The organism is Nocardia sp. NPDC059195, from assembly GCF_042754695.1.
Lineage (GTDB): Bacteria > Actinomycetota > Actinomycetes > Mycobacteriales > Mycobacteriaceae > Nocardia.
The window spans coordinates 110,668-126,960 of record NZ_JBHZBG010000006.1 but is presented as its reverse complement, the minus strand read 5'-3'; the positions used below and the strand labels follow the sequence as shown (position 1 = coordinate 126,960).

Here is a 16,293-nt window from a genome sequence, read left to right as displayed (position 1 = left end):
GCCCTCGCAGTTCAGAAGGCCAGATCTGACCAGGGGATATCGATGGGGAAGGGATGGGTTGTGTGCACTCCGCCGTGATCTTCGGCGAACCATTCGCCGGTCAGGATGTAGTTGGCCCGCCGCAGCGGTGTAACGCCCTGCGGGAGGTGGAGCGCATCGGTCGACAACGCATAGGCGCGGACTGCGCTGATTCGACGGGGTTGTGATGCGAGCTCTGCCTCCCAATACCAGGAGATGCCGCCCTCGGCATAGCGGCGCTTCTTCTCTTCGATCTTCTTCGGCGTGTTCGCGGGCGAGAGCACTTCGCCGGCCAGGAGAACATCCTCGGCGAAGACCCAGCCGAATTCGTCTCGCAGGCAACGGAAGATCATGAACTCGGGCGTGAGGAAGCTGGACTTGTCGGGCCGGAAGAAGACATTGGTCTCGAGGTCAACCTGCCAGCAACAACCTGGTTCAGCTGTCATGTGGCGCTTGGCTTCCCGCTCGAAGGCATTGGCGAAGCGCCTGCTGTACGTTCGAGGCTCGGTGCGTGATGAAGGGCTCAGCTCTCGATCTTCTTCACCACCCGCTGCACCGTGAGCCAGGTGCGGGTGGTGATGTCCTTGCCGTAGGTCTTCTCCAGGCGGGCCATGAAGTCAGGGGTCTTGCCGGTGCTGTTGTCGACGACGGTGAGGAAGGCACGGGCCTTGTGGTCGTAGCCGATGACGCGGGTGAGGGGGTCGTCGTCGAAGGCCTTGGTGTCGGCTTCGCGCATCTTCGTTTTGAAGAAGGTGACGGTGAGGTAGGAGCCGCGCTCGTGGGGGAGTCCTTCGAACGGGTCGCGGTCGAGGAGCGCGCGCAGTTCAGGGTGACTGCGGATGATGGTGCCGCCCGGGATGCCGAGTTCGGCGTTGAGCGCCTGCTGAATGCGGTCTTCCAGCTCGGCGGGGTCGTCGGCGGTGCGGAAGACGACGTTGCCGCTGGTCAGCACCGAGGCGACCTTCTCGAAGCCGAGCCCCTCGAACACCCCACGCAACTTCTCGTTGCGCATGTTCGGGTTGGTCGGCATGATCCCCCGCAGCAGCGCCGCATAACTCTCCACCATGCGACCGTACCCACCACCCCCGACAGCCCGCCATATCGGACGGGTCGTCAGCTCCTGCAGCGGGACGTCCTGAAATCTTCCTCGACCGGGCGCGCGCAGCGTGACGGTTTGCCGACGAAGGGGATCTGTCAACGGGAAGCGTGTCGGCGGTCGCGGCGAAATGAATTCCGGTGACGCGATTCAGTTCGGGCAATCAGCGTTCGTTTCCGAAAGCATGACCGGGACCGGCGAAACAATCGCCGATATTCCGACCAGCGCATGTTTTGGAATTCGATGTCCGACGCGCAGAATACGTCCTGGAGGAATTAGTGACGGCAGCGAACTGGAAAAACGGCACTCGGCCATCGCGCCGACCAATCTGGACGAGGCGCGGAAGCCTCGCCCAAGGAAATTGACATAGTATCGGCCCGGGAATCGCGAGCGGTCGGACGTGAAATGACTACACGCAGAACACCCAAAGGATGAATGAGCCGACCAACCATGGCATGGGCATGGGGCCGCAAAAACCGCCGCCGGCGACTTCGTGGAGTTGCCCCGCAGAGGGTCCGGGTACAGGGTCTGCTGTGGCCACGCCCGAACCGAGGGCGATGACGGGGGCAATCGCGAAGGCCGCTGCCGCCGCACGCAATCTATTGTTCATGATGAACCTCCTGGGATTGATGATCAGTGTCAGTGTCCCGGGCGCAGATAAACGTCCGACCGCCGGATAATGGCATTCTGACTCCACCCGGCTCAGGACAGCACTATTATCCCGCGCTCGACGGGATCACACAAGACATCGTTCGTGCAACCGAAGTGAACACCGCCGGTGAGATTCAACGGTTGTCGGTCGTGGCCGTCGAGTTCGGTCAATGAAACCTTTTTATCATCATCCCGGGGCTGAAATCCATCAGACCTCGACGCACGCAGCACGGCGATTTATCCCTGGGCGGCGGCGTTCTTCTTTCGCTCGATATCGGCCAGCGCCGCCATGTAGGCCTCGCGCTCCTCGGCGCTCGCATCCCACGCGACCTTGCGGTTCTTCACGACCTTGGCGGGCGCGCCGACGGCGATGCTGTAATCGGGGACATCTCCGCGCACCACCGCGTGTGCGCCGAGCACACACCCGCGCCCCACCCTGGTATCGCGCAGGACGGTCACCTTGGCCGCGATCCAGGTGTCGGGGCCGATGCGCACGGGGCTCTTCACGATGCCCTGGTCCTTGATGGGCATGTTGATGTCGTCCATGCGATGGTCGAAGTCGCAGATGTAGCACCAGTCGGCGACCAGGGTCGACTCACCGATCTCGATGTCGAGGTAGGTGTTGACGACGTTGTCCTTGCCGAACACCACCTTGTCGCCGATGCGCAGCGAGCCCTCGTGGCAGCGCAGGGCATTGCCGTCGCCGATGTGCACCCAGCGGCCGATTTCCATGCGCGCGAGTTCCGGGGTCGCGTGGATCTCCACATTGCGGCCGAGGAAGACCATTCCGCGCAGCACGATATGCGGGTTGGCCAGGCGGAACTTGGCCAGGCGGTAGTACCGCACCAGATACCAGGGGGTGTAGGCCCGGTTGGCGAGCACCCAGCGCAGCGAATCCCTGGTCAGAAATCGGGCCTGCTGCGGATCGCGGCGGCGTGATCCACGCCAGCGCGCGCTCAGCGGCGCGCCCCACATGCTCGTCACGAACTACTCTCCCTCATTGACCGAGGACAATGATCCGCCGGGCCTGCCCCGGGGATTCGGTCGTCGGCTACACAGAGTACTTTCGCAGGGCACACTTACCGTGCCATACCCCGATAACACAGGGAGATCTGCAGGTGCGAACTCGGACTCGCGTCGTCGCCTCGCTCGCTGCCGCCGGTGTGGTGGCGCTGGCCGGGTGCGGCACGGATGTGGACGACATCAAGGTCGGCGCCGGAAAAGGCTGGCCCGCAACGCATCACGACGGCAGCAATGCGAGCAGCAGCCCGGTGTCGGGTGCGGACTCGGTATCGCTGAGCTGGTCACGTCCGGTGGGTGGCCCGATCGCCCAGCCGTTGACGATCGGCGCCGAGGGGCAGATGTTCGTCACCTCGAACACCGGCAACTGCGCGATCTTCTCCTTCCAGATGCTCACCGGCCGCAAACGCTTCTGCAACCCGCTCGGTCCGTCGACGATCGCGGCGCCGACCGTGCTCGACGGGGTCAGCAATGTCTACGTCGGTGACGACGGCGCGGTGAATTCGTTCAACTACCTCGGTCAGCCCCGGTGGCGCACCCCCGTGGCGGGCGTGCCGGTGGCGATCCAGTTCACCGGCGACGGCAATGTGCTGACGGTGACCCAGTCCGGCCAGGTCGACGTGCTCAGCCGTCAGACCGGCGGTCGTGAGGTGCCGACGGTGCAGTTGCTCGGCGAACCCGACTTCCTGAAGTACCCCGGTCTCACCCGTCCCGCCTCCGGCGACGGCCTCGACGACTGCCAGACCGGCGGCCCCCGCTGCGCCGTCGCCAACACCACCGCCGTCGACCCGTCGACCGGCCGCTTCTTCGTCACCGTCTGGGAGCCGGGCAAGCCGGCCGCCGCCCTGCGCGCGATGCGCTACGCCGACGGCGCCGTGACCCAGGAGTGGAGCGCCGAGGTCCTCACCGGCGGCAGCGCGACCAGCCCCACCCTCTCCGCCGACGGCGACACCGTCTACGTCGGCGACAACAGCAAGCGCCTCATCGCCCTGAACACCGCCGACGGCGCCACCCGCTGGGTTCAGCCACTGTCCTGGGCGCCCCGTGGCGGCATCTCCGTCGCAGGCGATCTGATCATCCCCGCGGGTGACGACGGCTACCTGATGGCACTGCACGACAGCGATGACAAGGCCGAAATAGTCTGGGAGCGTAAGGATCTCGCCCTCCGCGGCACCCCGGCCCAAACCGCGGGTGACATCGGCTACACCGTCGCCGCCATCGGCGCCGGCCTGAACCTCATCACCTTCGACACCACCACCGGCAACACCATCGATTCCGACCCGCTGCCGGCCGCGACCGGCACCACCACGGGCACCTCCATCGGCCCCGAAGGTGAAGTCGTCGTGGCTACCCGCCTGGGTGAGATCTTCGCCTTCACACCGGACATCTGACGGCGCGACAGCTGCGCACTGCCGCAGGTACGCCTGACCGGGTACGCCGTACGTCAGTACGGGTTGGCTCGGTCCAGCCAGCGCACGTCGAGTTCCGTCGCGCGCTGCTGGGTGAAGGAGATACGCGCCGGGTCGCCGTCGGCGGTGTAGCGCTCTTCCGGGTTCGCGGCGAGCCAGTCCAGCCAATAGGCCGAATCGAACGGGACCGCACCCCGGCCCGATCGGATCCGCGGCACCCCGCCGGGGTCGACCGCGCCGTACGGGGCGGGCGCGGGGTTGGAGCCCACCAGCATGACGGCATCGAAGCGGTAGGGGGTGCCGTCCCAGGTGCCCGCCGTGGCCAGCGCGTGATCGCGGGGATACACGCCGAGTGGCAGTGCCATGGTGCGCACGGTGACTCCGGGCGCCGCCGTGGTCACCGCGCGCACGTTCTGCACCAGTTCGCGTTGCACGTTGTCGGCGTCCAGGCTCGCGAGATTCGCGTGATCGGCGGTGTGCGCGCCTATTTCGTGGCCGTGGGCGAGCAGCCATGGCAGCGCGCGCTGGTCGCCGCCGAAGGGCTCGTTGTTGACGTAGAAGGTGGCCACCGGCCGGAAGTCCGGGTAGCGGGCGCCGAACTCGGCGAGGATGCCGGCGGCACTGTCCGGGGCCACCGCGCCGGAATCGGTGAAGCTGAGTTGGCTGCCGGTGGAGTCGTCGAAGGTGAGCACCACCGGGTGTGTGCCCGCAGGCAGGTCGAGGTCGCCGGAGATGTATTGCGCGGCGGTGACCGGGCGGTAGCCCTCGCGGTACAGCCGTTCCAGTTCGTCGCGGAACTCCGCCGGGGTCTGGTCGTATTCGCCCGCCGGGTTCGGTGCGATCTGGTGATACATCAGGACCGGGACGAGTCCCAGTTCGTTGGCGGCGATCTCGGCCGGATTCGGTGGTGCCGGTCTCGCGATTGTCGTCACCGACTCCGCCGGGTGCGCCGAAGCCGCTTCCTTTTCCACGGCGGCACAGGCCGTGAGTGCGGCTGCCAGCGCTGTCGCTGACGCGAGCCGGAACATTGTGTTCGAACCGCCCATCATCAATGCGATATTACGCCGCGGCGACGGATTACAGTCGATTCATCGATACCGAGTACGCCGTGTCGGGACTACGAAATAGTTGGCGTGTCAATGGTTTTGGAAGGCGGTGTTGACGTTGGGATTGCAACTCCGATCGGCCGATCGACGGCGATGGACGACTCCCGTTATCGGTGTCGCCCTCGCGGCGCTGGTCGTCTCTCTGGTGGCCGGGTTCGCGCTGAGCAGATCCGGCGAACTGCCATCGGCGGACACCGTGCCACCGACCCTTCAGCTGACACCGGCCGATCCCAACCGTTCGTATCGCGAGCCGGTTGTGGTGCGCGGTAACGCTGTCGACGCGGTACGGGTGTCCATCGGCGAGGCGGCGGTGACCCCGGCTCCGGACGGTGCCTTCGAGATCTCGGTGCCGTGGGCGCCCGCTGTCGAGGTCGTCGCGGTGGACGCCGCGGGCAATCAGAGCAGCAGCGTCGCCGTCACCACGCTCGCGCTGCCGCGGATGCGGGCCGTGCACGTCACCGCGCACGCATGGGCGCACGATGGCTTGCGCGAAGCCGTTCTCGATCTCGCTCGCGAAGGTCGCATCGACACGGTGCAGCTCGATATCAAGGACGAGGACGGCGTCGTCGGCTACGACTCCCAAGTGTCTCTCGCCCGCGAATCCGGTGCCGTCGCTTCGATCTACGACGCACCGTCGGCCCTGCGGCAATTGCACGACCTGGGTTTGCAGGTGGTCGGCCGCATCGTCGCGTTCCGCGATCCGACCGTGGCCGCGTGGGCCTGGCACAACGGCAGGCCGGACTGGGTCGTCCAGAACCCGTCCGGCCAGCCCTATTCCAGCCACTACGGCCCGATCGCCTTCACCAATGTCGCGCACCCCGACGTACGCCGCTACAACATCGACCTCGCCGTGGAAGCCGCACAGCTCGGTTTCGACGGCATCATGTACGACTACGTCCGCCGCCCCGACGGCAGCCTGACCAGCATGAATTTCGCCGGACTCACCGGCACCCCCGCCACCGCGGTCGCGGACTTCCTCGCCCAGAGCCGCTACCCGGTACACCTCGCGGGCGCGCATCTGAGCGCCGCGGTCTACGGAATCGCGTCCACCCGCCCCGACGAGATCGCCCAGGACATCCCCCTGATGTCGCGCAGCGTCGACTTCGTGGCGCCCATGGTCTACCCATCGCATTGGGGCCCCGGCGAGTACGGCGTCGCCAACCCCAACGCCCAGCCCTACGACATCATCTTCCGCTCCCTACGAGACTTCCAAGTGGCCACAGCGGGCACCGGCGCGAAAGTGGTCCCGTGGCTCCAGGACTTCAGCCTCGGCATCACCTACGGCGACGCCGAACTCCGCGCCCAGATCGACGCCACCCGAGACGCGGGCATAGACAGCTTCTTCCTCTGGAACGCCGCCACCCGCTACCACGGCGGCGGCATCTCGCCGGCCCCGGAGGCGAAGTAGCCGAATCGATCGTCGGCAAGGGCTGGGTCAGCCTGACCGCTGTTCGATTCACCGAACCCAGGCGAGTGCATCACCCTCGTCGTCCACCGGAAACACCCGCACCTGCGCCGGAATCAGAAACCCCAGCAGATGCACAGCCTCGCCCAACACCCGGTGATCGGTGACCAACGCGATCCGCCCCCACATGTCCCGCGGCACCTTCACCAACTCCAGATCCTTCGCCATCGCCCCCAACGAATACCCGTCGAATTCCTCGCCGAGCACATAGACCATATTGATCGGTTCCTCGCGCTCGACGGCCTTCCTGATCGCCGGATCGAGCACATTCGCGTAGTCGTCGGCGGTCACCGTCCCACTGGCCCGGAACCCGATGGTCGCGGCGGGCAGATCGGATATCGGCTGCAGAGGCATCGGCTCTCCTCGAATCGAAGGCAATTGTCCAGACCCCGCGACCCTAGATCCGAACCGTCGCTCCCACCTCGCCCATCACGGGTGAACTGCCCGGAATCCTGCAATCCGCTGAGCGGTCATCGGACTACTCGACCGGCTCTGGAGTGACATCGGCCTGCTTCGGAGCCGCGGGTACCCATTCGCGCAGAGGCTGCATCACCGCGCCATAGAAGGCGTCGGTGGCCGTGGTGACGCCGGCGATGAAGCCGGCCGCGGTGCCGGACCGTTTGCTGGCCATGGGGAAGGTCTGTTCGAGGGTGAACGAGACGATCGGGCTGGTGCGGCCGTCGATAAGTGACTTGGGGGTGGTGCGGACGGTGTCGAGGAATTCGCACGTTTCGTTGCCGCGTTCGGCGAAGACGGCTTCGACCTGGACGCGGCCGGGTGCCTCGGTGAGCTGTTTGGTCAGCCAGGACACGCGGCGGGCCTGGGTGCCCTCGTCGGGTGCGGCGATGGTGGTGCGGCAGCGGACCTTGTTCGTCCGCACGTCAGCGATGACGGTGAGATCGCCCGCGGTGTCGGGGATGCGCAGGATGGCCTCGAACGAACCGTCCGTGGCCAGCCGTTCGGCGACGGCGGCGGCGCGGACCGCCGGATCGGAGTGGAACTTGCGGGCGAGGACATGCTTGACCTCGACACCGAGTTCGGCGGTGAGCCGTAGCGCGAGATGCCTGCACAGCGCCACCCACGTGTCGGCGACCGTCAGCGCTTTCGCATCGCCGGCACGTAGCGTTCCCTGGGTGACGGCGTCACGAACGGCGACCCAGTGCCTGCCCATGTCGACGAATTCGGCTGCGCCCGAACGGGGATGGTCGAGAAAGCGCAGGAACTCGGCGAGAATCCACGCTTGCAGTGCGTCGTCGATACCGCCGTGCGCGGTGAGCATGCGCGCCTCGTGGGCCACTTCGGCCCACGACAGATGGCGCAGTGCGACCTTCGTCAGCTTGCGACGGTCCACTTGGACGGGCAGCTCTCCCGGCCCGGCGGGTATGTCGTTGGACAGGCTGACGACGGCATCGTACTTCTTTCGCCGCGCGACGTCGAGGTAGCTCTCCAGCTGGTCCCGCCGGAGCTTGCCGTTGCCCGTCTTCACCTCCAGCAGACCGGTCCACTGCTTGGCACCGCGGCTCACCTTCAACACCGCATCCGGGATGACTTTGGTATCGCCCGATTCGTACTGCACCTCGAGGTAGCCCTCGAAAGCCCCTGCGGGCGCCCCCATCCGGGCGCAGATGGCGCGGGCAAAAGGGCGGACGGCCTGCATGGTAGCGATGAGCGCGGAGGTGGTGCGCCGTTCCTGTTCCTCGCCCGCGCCCACCCCGATGACCGAGAACAAGCGAGCGGGCTGCCAGGTATCCGATTCGGCCTGTCTGAATTCGATCGGCTTGGTTTTGCGTACTACGCGCCTGGTGGTCGCTACTCCGCGCGACGGCGCCGGTACCGTCGGTGCCTCGGATGCAACGACTTCCGCCTCTACGGTCGCAGGTTCGGCGTCCTCGACAGTGACCCCGAAATCCGTTGCTAGCCCCGACAATCCGGACTCCCAGCCCTGTCCGACAGCTCGCACCTTCCAGTTGCCGTCGCGTCGATATACCTCGCCGAAGACGAACGCCGACTCCGTGTCCGCGTCGGCGGTGAGATACTCGGCCAGTGAGTGCCCGGCGGGATCGATGACGTGGAACGCGAGTTTGCCCAGCGCCCCGAAGGTGCCCTCGCCGACGCTGCCCGCCAGCGCGATGGTGCGCACGTGCGCGGGAACCGCCGACAGATCGATCGAGATCCTGGCCTGCTTACCTTCCTCGGTGGCGCTCGTTCCGAGGAAACACACTGAGCCATCGGGCGATTCGGTCTGGTTATAGAAGACGAAATCGGCATCGGATCCGACGCGCCGGTCCGCGCCGAGTAGTAGCGCGGAAGCGTCGACCTCGATGTCGGGTTCCGGCCAGCCGATCACGATGTCGACACGGTCGACATCCTCGGGAAGCGGAATGTTCTGGCCCTTGGACAGCAGCGGAGACGACACAGTGGCGGTTCACCCTTCGAAGTCGGCATTCAGTCGCAAGGCTGATGCAGCCGACCCGCTCGCTGACCCCCTTGCCGCACACCGCGATTGCGTGACGGTGCCGAGGGGTGTCGGCGGTGGGGACTACTCTGTTACACGGATCACGTTTGAGTGGTTCACCGAATGGTAAAGAGATCTACTTCGGACCCCGTTCCGGCAGTTGTTTTTCCACGGTTGTCCAGCCTCTTCTCGAACCAGTGGTCGGCCAGCGGGTCGTCGCCATACGGCGGGATCGCGGTGTAGCCGTGTTTCGCGTAGAGGGTCCGTGCCTCCACGAGATCCTTGCGCGTAGTGAGCCGGATCCTGCGGGTGTGGGTCTCGCGGGCGGCGGCTTCGGCCGAGCGAAGCAATGCCGCAGCTCCGCCCGCGCCGCGCGTATCGGAGCGGACGAACATACGTGTCAGTTCCACCGATTCCGCGTCGAGGCGGCGCACACCGATACAGCCGACGGCCTCGCCGTGTCGGCGGACGATCAGTAGCAGCCCGGTGGGCGGGGCCAGATCATCGCTGTCGTGGCCGTCTGCAAGGTGCCGGTCGATCTCGGCTTCATCGGTTGGACGCCCGTAGTAGCGACTGATCATTTCGGCCAAATAGAGCCGGAGGAGTGCGGCGGCCTCCGGCGTGTGCGGTTCGGCGGGTTCGACAGTCCACCGGGCGCTCATCGGGATCGGCCCTACTTCGGATCCCGTTCCGGCAGTGGTCTTTCCACGATGTCGGGGCGGCCGAGGGAGGTGCGGACCCGGCGTTTGGCGGCGGTGTAGACCTGGGCGGTTTCGGCGGCTACTACGTCCCAGGCGAAGTCGGCGGTGAGGCGTTCTCGGGCCGTGCGGGCGCGGGCTTGGGCGGTGGCGGGGTCGTCGAGGACGGCTCGGGTGGCGTCTACCAGGCCGTCGATGTCGGCGGGGTCGAAGGAGGCGCCGGTGACGCCGTCGATGACGGCTTCGCCGAGGCCGCCCGCGGTCGAGGCGATCAGGGGGACGCCCGCGGCGGCGGCCTCGAGGGCGACGATGCCGAAGGGTTCGTAGCGGCTGGGCAGGACGATGGCGTCGGCGCCGTGCAGCCAGCCGAGGAGTTCCTCGTGGCCGAGGCTGCCGACGAAGTGGACGGCGCGGGCGACGCGGTGCACGCGGGCGCGCTCACGCAGCCACTCGAACTGGGTGCCCACACCGGCGACGGTGAGGGTGGTGCCGGGGTGGGCCCGGCGGATGCGGGGGAGTGCGGCGATCGCGTCCTGCACGCCCTTCTCGTATTCGAGGCGGCCGACATAGAGCAGTCGCGGCGGGCCCGAGCGCGGCGCGCGCGGACGGAAGGTCCACGAGCCGACGTCGATACCGTTGCGGATCACCGTGATCGGGGCCAGTTCCGGTCCGTAGAGTCGTTCGACTTCGTCCTGCATGGAGGTCGAGCAGGTGATGAGCTGATCGGATTCGTTGGTAAGCCACCACTCGACCGAGTGGACCTGCTTGTTGACCCGGCCCGACACCCAGCCGCTGTGCCGTCCGGCCTCGGTGGCGTGGATCGTCGAGACCAGCGGCACGTCGTAATATTCCGCGAGCGCGATGGATGGGTGCGCGACGAGCCAGTCGTGCGCGTGCACCACATCGGGCGTCCAGCCCTCGCCGACGCCGGGCTTACCGAGTGCCACCCCGGCACGCACCATCGCGTGCCCCATGGCAAGGGTCCAGGCGAGCATGTCCTCGCCGAAGTCGAAGCACGGCGGGTCCTCGGCCACCGCGACGACGAGCACGCCGTCGGCGATGTAGGAGTGCGTGGGATGGGTGACCGAATCGGTCCCCGTAGGTCGACGTGCCAGGACGACGACCTCGTGGCCGGCCGCGGCCAGCTCGACGGCCAGGTGATGCACATGCCGACCGAGCCCACCGACCACAACCGGCGGGTACTCCCACGACACCATCAAAATCTTCATACGGATCCTTCAGCGGCGGCCGACGGGACAGCGGTCGGCAACCGCCGCGCGTCCAGACCAGGGAAGAATCCGTCGGCCATCGCCCATCCTGCCGCGAGACGGGTCGCTTTGGCGAACTGTCCGGCGCCGATCGCCTCGGCGAGCTCGCGGACGGCGTGCGCGTGTTCGTGTGCCCGGTCGCGGGCGTACCCGGCGGCGGAGTCCTTGCTGACCATGAACGCCCAGTCGCTGGACACGGTGAGAATCGCCTCACGCAGCAACTGATCGGCGACCGGATCGCGCAGGGAGCCGTCGCGGCGCACCTTGTCGAGGGTGTCCAGCGCCAGGCGAACGATGTCGGCGTTGAGCTCGACGAGGTCGGCGACCTGGTCGCCCGCCCACACCCGCCAGTCCTTGCCCGAACCCCACGAGGAGTCGTTGAGCTGCACAGGTTCGCCGACGAAGCCGTTTTCGCGGGCGTCGGCGAGGGTGCCCACATTCACGCCCGCTTCGGGCAGCGCGCGCAGGACCTGCTCCAGCCACTGCGGCCCCTCGTGCCACCAGTGCCCGAACAGTTCGGTGTCGAACGCGGCCACCACGAGGGCGGGCCTGCCGATTCGCGCGGACTCCTCGATCAGCCGGGTGCGGACCGTTTCGACGAAGTCGGTGACGTCGCGGGTGACCGCCTCGGCCGCCAATTCCGGATCGTAAGGGGCCTTGTCAGGACCGTCGACGGTTTTGCCGGTGACGCGCGAGGGTTTGAGCCCGGTCGCGTGGTCGTAGTGATGGAAATCACGGTAGGCGCTCTGGCCGGGGTAGCCCTGTTTCGGCGACCAGACCCGGTAACTCACGGCGAGGTCGCGCCCGAAGGCGACAACCTCGGAATCGCGCACCGGCCTGCCGAGCGAGGTGTCACCGCGTAGTGACGGACCGTCGACCATGAAGTGGGTGATGCCCGCGGCGTCGTAACCCCGTTCCATGCCGGGGGTGTAGCCGCATTCGGGTGCCCAGATGCCCGTCGGCGTGGTGCCCCAGCGCAGTCCCGCGTCGGCCAGGCCCTCGGTGAGCTGGAACTGGCGCAGGCGCGGATCGAGCAGCGGCTGGAACGGGTGCGCGAGGGGTCCGCCGAGCAGTTCGATCGCGTCGGCGTCGATCAGCGAACGCCACACCGGTGAACCGCCGTGTTGCCAGTTCTGTTCGAAATCGGCCAGAGCTGTTGCCGCGAGCCGATGTTCGTGACGGCCCAGCGCGACGTTCCCCGACATCGACGCTTCGTCGGCGCGCAACTGCCAGTTGCCCAGCCAGTGATGCATGCCGGCGAGGCTGTGCGGATCGTCGAGCTGCGCGGCGAGCACGGGGGTGATGCCAAGGCTCAGCAGATGTGAACGCCCTTCGGCGGCAAGATTTTTCAGTACCCGAACCAGCGGCAGATACGACGCGGCCCAGGACTGGTATAGCCATTCCTCGCCGACCGGCCAGCGCCCGTGATGGGCGAGCCAGGGCAAGTGGGAGTGCAGAACCAGGGTGAATTGGCCCGGCACGGCGGAGCGGGAATCGGTCAACGCGTTGCCTTCTCAGCGATCGCGACCAGGTCCAGGCTCGCGTCGATATCGCCTGCACGCAGGTCGAAATCGTCGATGGTGACGGCGGCGACGTCGGCGGTGAGGTCGGCGGGCCACGGCTCACCGGCCAGCGCGCGCTCGATCTGGGCGTCGATGAACGACCCACCGTGCTTGGCGTCCAACGCTGTCAGGCTCGCGCCGTGGTGCACGCCGAGCATCTCGGCGACGGTGAACCCGGCATCGACCAGCAGTTCGGTCAGCTCGGCCGCATTGAGTTCGCGGGTGTGGAACGGATTGAGGGGGGTGTCGCGACCGGGGGAGAAGGTGATCCGGTTCGGTGTGCTGATCAGCAGCACCCCGCCGGGGCGAAGCACGCGCAGGCATTCGCGCAGGAACTGTCCCTGGTCCCAGAGGTGTTCGATGACCTGGAAATTCACCACGACGTCGACGGATTCGTCGTCGAGGGGCAGCGCGGCGAGGTTGCCCTGGATCATTTCCACGCGGGGGTAGCGCGCGCGGACGTGCGCGACGGCGCCCTCGTCGTAGTCCAGACCGGTGACACGCCGGGCGACGCCCGCGATCATGTCGGCGCCGTAGCCCTCGCCCGAACCCGCCTCCAGCACTACCTTGTCGGTGCATCGGTCGAGCAGGCGGGCGTAGGCGATCTCGTGCCGACGGAACCAGTAGTTCTCCTCGGCGATGCCGGGCACCGTCCGCTCGCCGGTCAACGGCAGTGGTTCATGTGTTGCGGCCACGGGTGCGGCAGGGATCACAGCCTCGCTCATTGCTCCGAGGTTACTGGTACCGCCGGTTCACGCAGGAGTCAGGGACCTCTTGCGCAGGTAGGTTACCCACGAGTAACTTAGCGTAGGGTAGTGTTCCGATCTGAGCTAGATATCTCACACGGACGTACGGCTGAGCTCGTGCGGTCCCACCACATACGTGTCCCCAGAAGGAGGTCGACGAAGACCGATGCCGAACATCGTCGTACTCATCAAGCAGGTCCCCGACACCTGGTCCGAGCGCAAGCTGACCGATGGTGACTACACCCTCGATCGCGAGGCTGCCGACGCGGTCCTCGACGAGATCAACGAGCGCGCCGTCGAGGAAGCGCTGCTGATCAAGGAGGCCCAGGGCGGCGAGGTTACCGTGCTGGCCGCCGGTCCCGACCGCGCCAACGAGGCCATCCGCAAGGCGCTGTCCATGGGCGCCGACAAGGCCATCCACATCAACGACCCGGCGATCCACGGCTCCGACGCCGTGCAGACCGCCTACGTGCTGGCCGCCGCGCTCGGCCAGGTCGAGGGTGTCGAGCTGGTCATCGCCGGTAACGAGGCCACCGACGGCCGCGCAGGTGCCGTGCCCGCGATCATCGCGGAGTACATCGGCATCCCGCAGCTGACGCACCTGCGCAAGCTCACCGTCGACGGCGACAAGATCACCGGCGAGCGGGAGACCGACGAGGGTGTCTTCAAGCTCGAGGCGTCGCTGCCCGCGATCGTCTCGGTCACCGAGAAGATCAACGAGCCTCGCTTCCCCTCCTTCAAGGGCATCATGGCCGCGAAGAAGAAGGAAGTTCTGGTCTTCACCCTGGCTGATCTGGGCGTCGACCCGGAGACCGTCGGTGTCGCCAACGCGGGCACCCAGGTCACCGGTGCCACCCCGAAGCCGGCTCGCACCGCGGGCGAGAAGATCGCGGACGAGGGCGAGGGCGGCAACCAGATCGCGTCCTACCTCATCGGTCAGAAGATCATCTGATCCGGCGCCGTCCGAGACTTCTAAGGAGAAAGAACTAATGGCTGAAGTACTTGTGCTCATCGAGCACGCCGACGGTGCCGTGAAGAAGGTCAGCACCGAACTGCTCACCGCCGCCCGCACGCTGGGCGAGCCCGCCGCCGTCGTCACCGGCCCGGCCGGTACCGCCGACAAGCTGGCCGCCGCGCTGGCCGCCGGTGGCGCCGAGAAGATCTATGTCGCCGAGTCCGACGACATCGAGGGCTTCCTGGTCACCCCGAAGGTCGACGTGCTCGCCGGTCTGGCCGAGTCCGCCGCACCCGCCGCCGTGCTGGTCGCCGCCACCGCCGAGGGCAAGGAGGTGTCGGGCCGCCTTGCCGCGCGCATCGGCTCCGGCCTGCTCGTCGACGTCATCGGCGTCAACGCCGATGGTTCGGTCGTGCACTCCATCTTCGGTGGCGCGTTCACCGTCGAGGCCAAGGCCACCGGCGACCTGCCGGTGATCTCGGTCCGTCCGGGCGCCATCGAGGCCGCTCCGCAGGCCGGCGCGGGCGAGCAGGTCGTCGTCGAGGTTCCGGCGCAGGAAGACGGCGTCGTGAAGGTCATCTCGCGTGACCCGATCGTCGGTGGCGACCGCCCCGAACTCACCGAGGCGAGCATTGTCGTCTCCGGTGGCCGCGGTGTCGGTTCCGCCGACAACTTCGCGGTCGTCGAGGCCCTCGCGGACTCGCTGGGTGCCGCTGTCGGCGCCTCGCGTGCCGCCGTCGACTCGGGCTACTACCCGGGCCAGTTCCAGGTGGGTCAGACCGGCAAGACCGTCTCCCCCCAGCTCTACATCGCCCTCGGCATCTCCGGCGCCATCCAGCACCGCGCCGGCATGCAGACCTCGAAGACGATCGTCGCTGTCAACAAGGACGAAGAAGCACCCATCTTCGAGATCGCCGACTACGGCATCGTGGGCGACCTGTTCAACGTCTCCCCGCAGCTGACCGAGGCCGTGAAGTCCCACAAGGGCTGATCGCCACCCGGTTGAGTTGACCTCGGTCCGCGAAACCTGTTCCTGCGCCAGCGCAGACAGGTTTCGCGGGCCGTTGGTGTTTTGTGCCGACGATCGAGATCGCCTGATCTGCATTGACCTTCTGATTGTGCGCGGCGCTGTCGGCGAGGTGCACGTGACGCATCGCGCGGCAGGTCTCGCTAGGCTGACGCCGTGCAGTTGACCTGGCTGGGATCGAACAACCGTAAATCCCTCAACGAGAACGGGTTAGAGCTCCGGGACAGGCTTGCCGATGCGGCGAAGGCCGGTGATTGGGAGGCGGTCATCGGCTTGATCGCGGGAGACAACCGCGTCAACGCGGTCCGGGTGGGTGGCTCGTCGCTGTTCGCGCCGCTGCACCAGGCCGCGTGGGCAGGGGCGCCGGAGTCTGTTGTGAAGCGACTGTTGGCTTTTGGTGCCTGGCGCACACTCCGTACCGCCGATGGCGAGACGGCTGCGGATATCGCGGCAGCTCGCGGCAACGATCATCTCTCGGCGCTGTTGGTACCCGAATTGCTGCGCGAGACTTCCGAAGCCACTATTGCCCAGCTCGAATGTCAACTGCAGGCGGTGATCTACGGTCGTGTCCTTGACCTGTGTCGGGAGCATCGCATCCGCACGCCGCAGGTCGGGCCTCTGCTCGAATACCCAGCTGCGGTCATGTGGTGTCCGATCCCCGGGATGTACGGCGGCTTCTCGATCACCTTCGCTCCCGACGCTGATGAACTGATCGTCGAAAGCTGGTGTCGGGTGGTCGGCGGCTCGGGCGAGCGACATCGGGTGCGTCCGGACGGTTTCGAACTCGTCGAGAAAGGGTTTGTCTAGGAGTTTGACC

15 protein-coding genes are annotated in these 16,293 nt (G+C 66.9%); 5 read left to right on the top strand and 10 right to left on the bottom strand.

The window, feature by feature from the left end; all coding sequences use genetic code 11:
• Positions 1-11: 11 nt before the first annotated feature.
• The 3 genes from ACFXKN_RS10925 to ACFXKN_RS10915 form a co-directional block, all read right to left on the bottom strand.
• The gene (locus ACFXKN_RS10925) at positions 12-464 is read right to left on the bottom strand and encodes a Uma2 family endonuclease (protein ID WP_378953333.1); all 453 of its coding nucleotides are present in this window, start codon (positions 462-464) and stop codon (positions 12-14) included.
• 77 nt (positions 465-541) lie between these two features.
• On the bottom strand, positions 542-1,084 hold the full coding sequence (locus ACFXKN_RS10920; RefSeq protein WP_378953335.1) for a DUF1697 domain-containing protein: 543 nt from the start codon (positions 1,082-1,084) through the stop codon (positions 542-544).
• Positions 1,085-2,002: 918 nt separating this feature from the next.
• Complete coding sequence (locus tag ACFXKN_RS10915) at positions 2,003-2,749, bottom strand: acyltransferase (protein ID WP_378953337.1); 747 nt, start codon at positions 2,747-2,749, stop codon at positions 2,003-2,005.
• Between the two features lie 134 nt (positions 2,750-2,883).
• Between ACFXKN_RS10915 and ACFXKN_RS10910 the strand changes: the two genes are divergently transcribed.
• Positions 2,884-4,176: a PQQ-binding-like beta-propeller repeat protein gene (locus ACFXKN_RS10910; RefSeq protein ID WP_378953339.1), complete on the top strand. Its 1,293-nt coding sequence runs from the start codon at positions 2,884-2,886 to the stop codon at positions 4,174-4,176.
• 53 nt (positions 4,177-4,229) lie between these two features.
• Here ACFXKN_RS10910 and ACFXKN_RS10905 read toward each other — a convergent pair whose 3' ends face one another.
• Positions 4,230-5,243 (bottom strand): polysaccharide deacetylase family protein, encoded by a 1,014-nt coding sequence (locus ACFXKN_RS10905; protein ID WP_378953341.1) that lies wholly within the window; start codon positions 5,241-5,243, stop codon positions 4,230-4,232.
• A 115-nt stretch (positions 5,244-5,358) separates the two neighbouring features.
• On the opposite strand from ACFXKN_RS10905, the gene ACFXKN_RS10900 reads away from it, so the two are divergent.
• Entirely contained in the window at positions 5,359-6,708 is a 1,350-nt protein-coding gene (locus tag ACFXKN_RS10900; RefSeq protein ID WP_378953343.1) for a putative glycoside hydrolase, read from the top strand.
• A gap of 48 nt (positions 6,709-6,756) precedes the next feature.
• On the opposite strand, the gene ACFXKN_RS10895 is transcribed toward ACFXKN_RS10900, so the two are convergent.
• The 6 genes from ACFXKN_RS10895 to ACFXKN_RS10870 all read right to left on the bottom strand — a co-directional run bounded on the left by ACFXKN_RS10895 (position 6,757) and on the right by ACFXKN_RS10870 (position 13,473).
• Positions 6,757-7,119, bottom strand: coding sequence for an STAS/SEC14 domain-containing protein (locus tag ACFXKN_RS10895; protein ID WP_378953345.1), 363 nt, complete (start codon positions 7,117-7,119; stop codon positions 6,757-6,759).
• A 124-nt stretch (positions 7,120-7,243) separates the two neighbouring features.
• Entirely contained in the window at positions 7,244-9,181 is a 1,938-nt protein-coding gene (locus ACFXKN_RS10890; RefSeq protein ID WP_378953347.1) for a TerD family protein, read from the bottom strand.
• A gap of 155 nt (positions 9,182-9,336) precedes the next feature.
• Positions 9,337-9,882: a GNAT family N-acetyltransferase gene (locus ACFXKN_RS10885; RefSeq protein WP_378953349.1), complete on the bottom strand. Its 546-nt coding sequence runs from the start codon at positions 9,880-9,882 to the stop codon at positions 9,337-9,339.
• An 11-nt stretch (positions 9,883-9,893) separates the two neighbouring features.
• A complete protein-coding gene (locus ACFXKN_RS10880; protein WP_378953353.1) occupies positions 9,894-11,147 on the bottom strand; it encodes a glycosyltransferase family 4 protein in 1,254 nt (417 codons plus the stop codon).
• Positions 11,144-12,688, bottom strand: coding sequence for a 1,4-alpha-glucan branching protein domain-containing protein (locus ACFXKN_RS10875; RefSeq protein WP_378953355.1), 1,545 nt, complete (start codon positions 12,686-12,688; stop codon positions 11,144-11,146). Before ACFXKN_RS10875 ends, ACFXKN_RS10880 begins: the two co-directional genes overlap by 4 nt.
• Positions 12,685-13,473, bottom strand: coding sequence for a class I SAM-dependent methyltransferase (locus ACFXKN_RS10870; protein WP_378953358.1), 789 nt, complete (start codon positions 13,471-13,473; stop codon positions 12,685-12,687). Before ACFXKN_RS10870 ends, ACFXKN_RS10875 begins: the two co-directional genes overlap by 4 nt.
• Before the next feature lie 187 nt (positions 13,474-13,660).
• On the opposite strand from ACFXKN_RS10870, the gene ACFXKN_RS10865 reads away from it, so the two are divergent.
• The 3 genes from ACFXKN_RS10865 to ACFXKN_RS10855 all read left to right on the top strand — a co-directional run bounded on the left by ACFXKN_RS10865 (position 13,661) and on the right by ACFXKN_RS10855 (position 16,283).
• On the top strand, positions 13,661-14,446 hold the full coding sequence (locus ACFXKN_RS10865) for an electron transfer flavoprotein subunit beta/FixA family protein (RefSeq protein WP_067449214.1): 786 nt from the start codon (positions 13,661-13,663) through the stop codon (positions 14,444-14,446).
• A gap of 37 nt (positions 14,447-14,483) precedes the next feature.
• Positions 14,484-15,440, top strand: a complete 957-nt coding sequence (locus ACFXKN_RS10860; RefSeq protein ID WP_378953360.1) for an electron transfer flavoprotein subunit alpha/FixB family protein — start codon at positions 14,484-14,486, stop codon at positions 15,438-15,440.
• A gap of 192 nt (positions 15,441-15,632) precedes the next feature.
• The gene (locus ACFXKN_RS10855) at positions 15,633-16,283 is read left to right on the top strand and encodes a hypothetical protein (RefSeq protein ID WP_378953362.1); all 651 of its coding nucleotides are present in this window, start codon (positions 15,633-15,635) and stop codon (positions 16,281-16,283) included.
• Positions 16,284-16,293 lie beyond the last annotated feature (10 nt).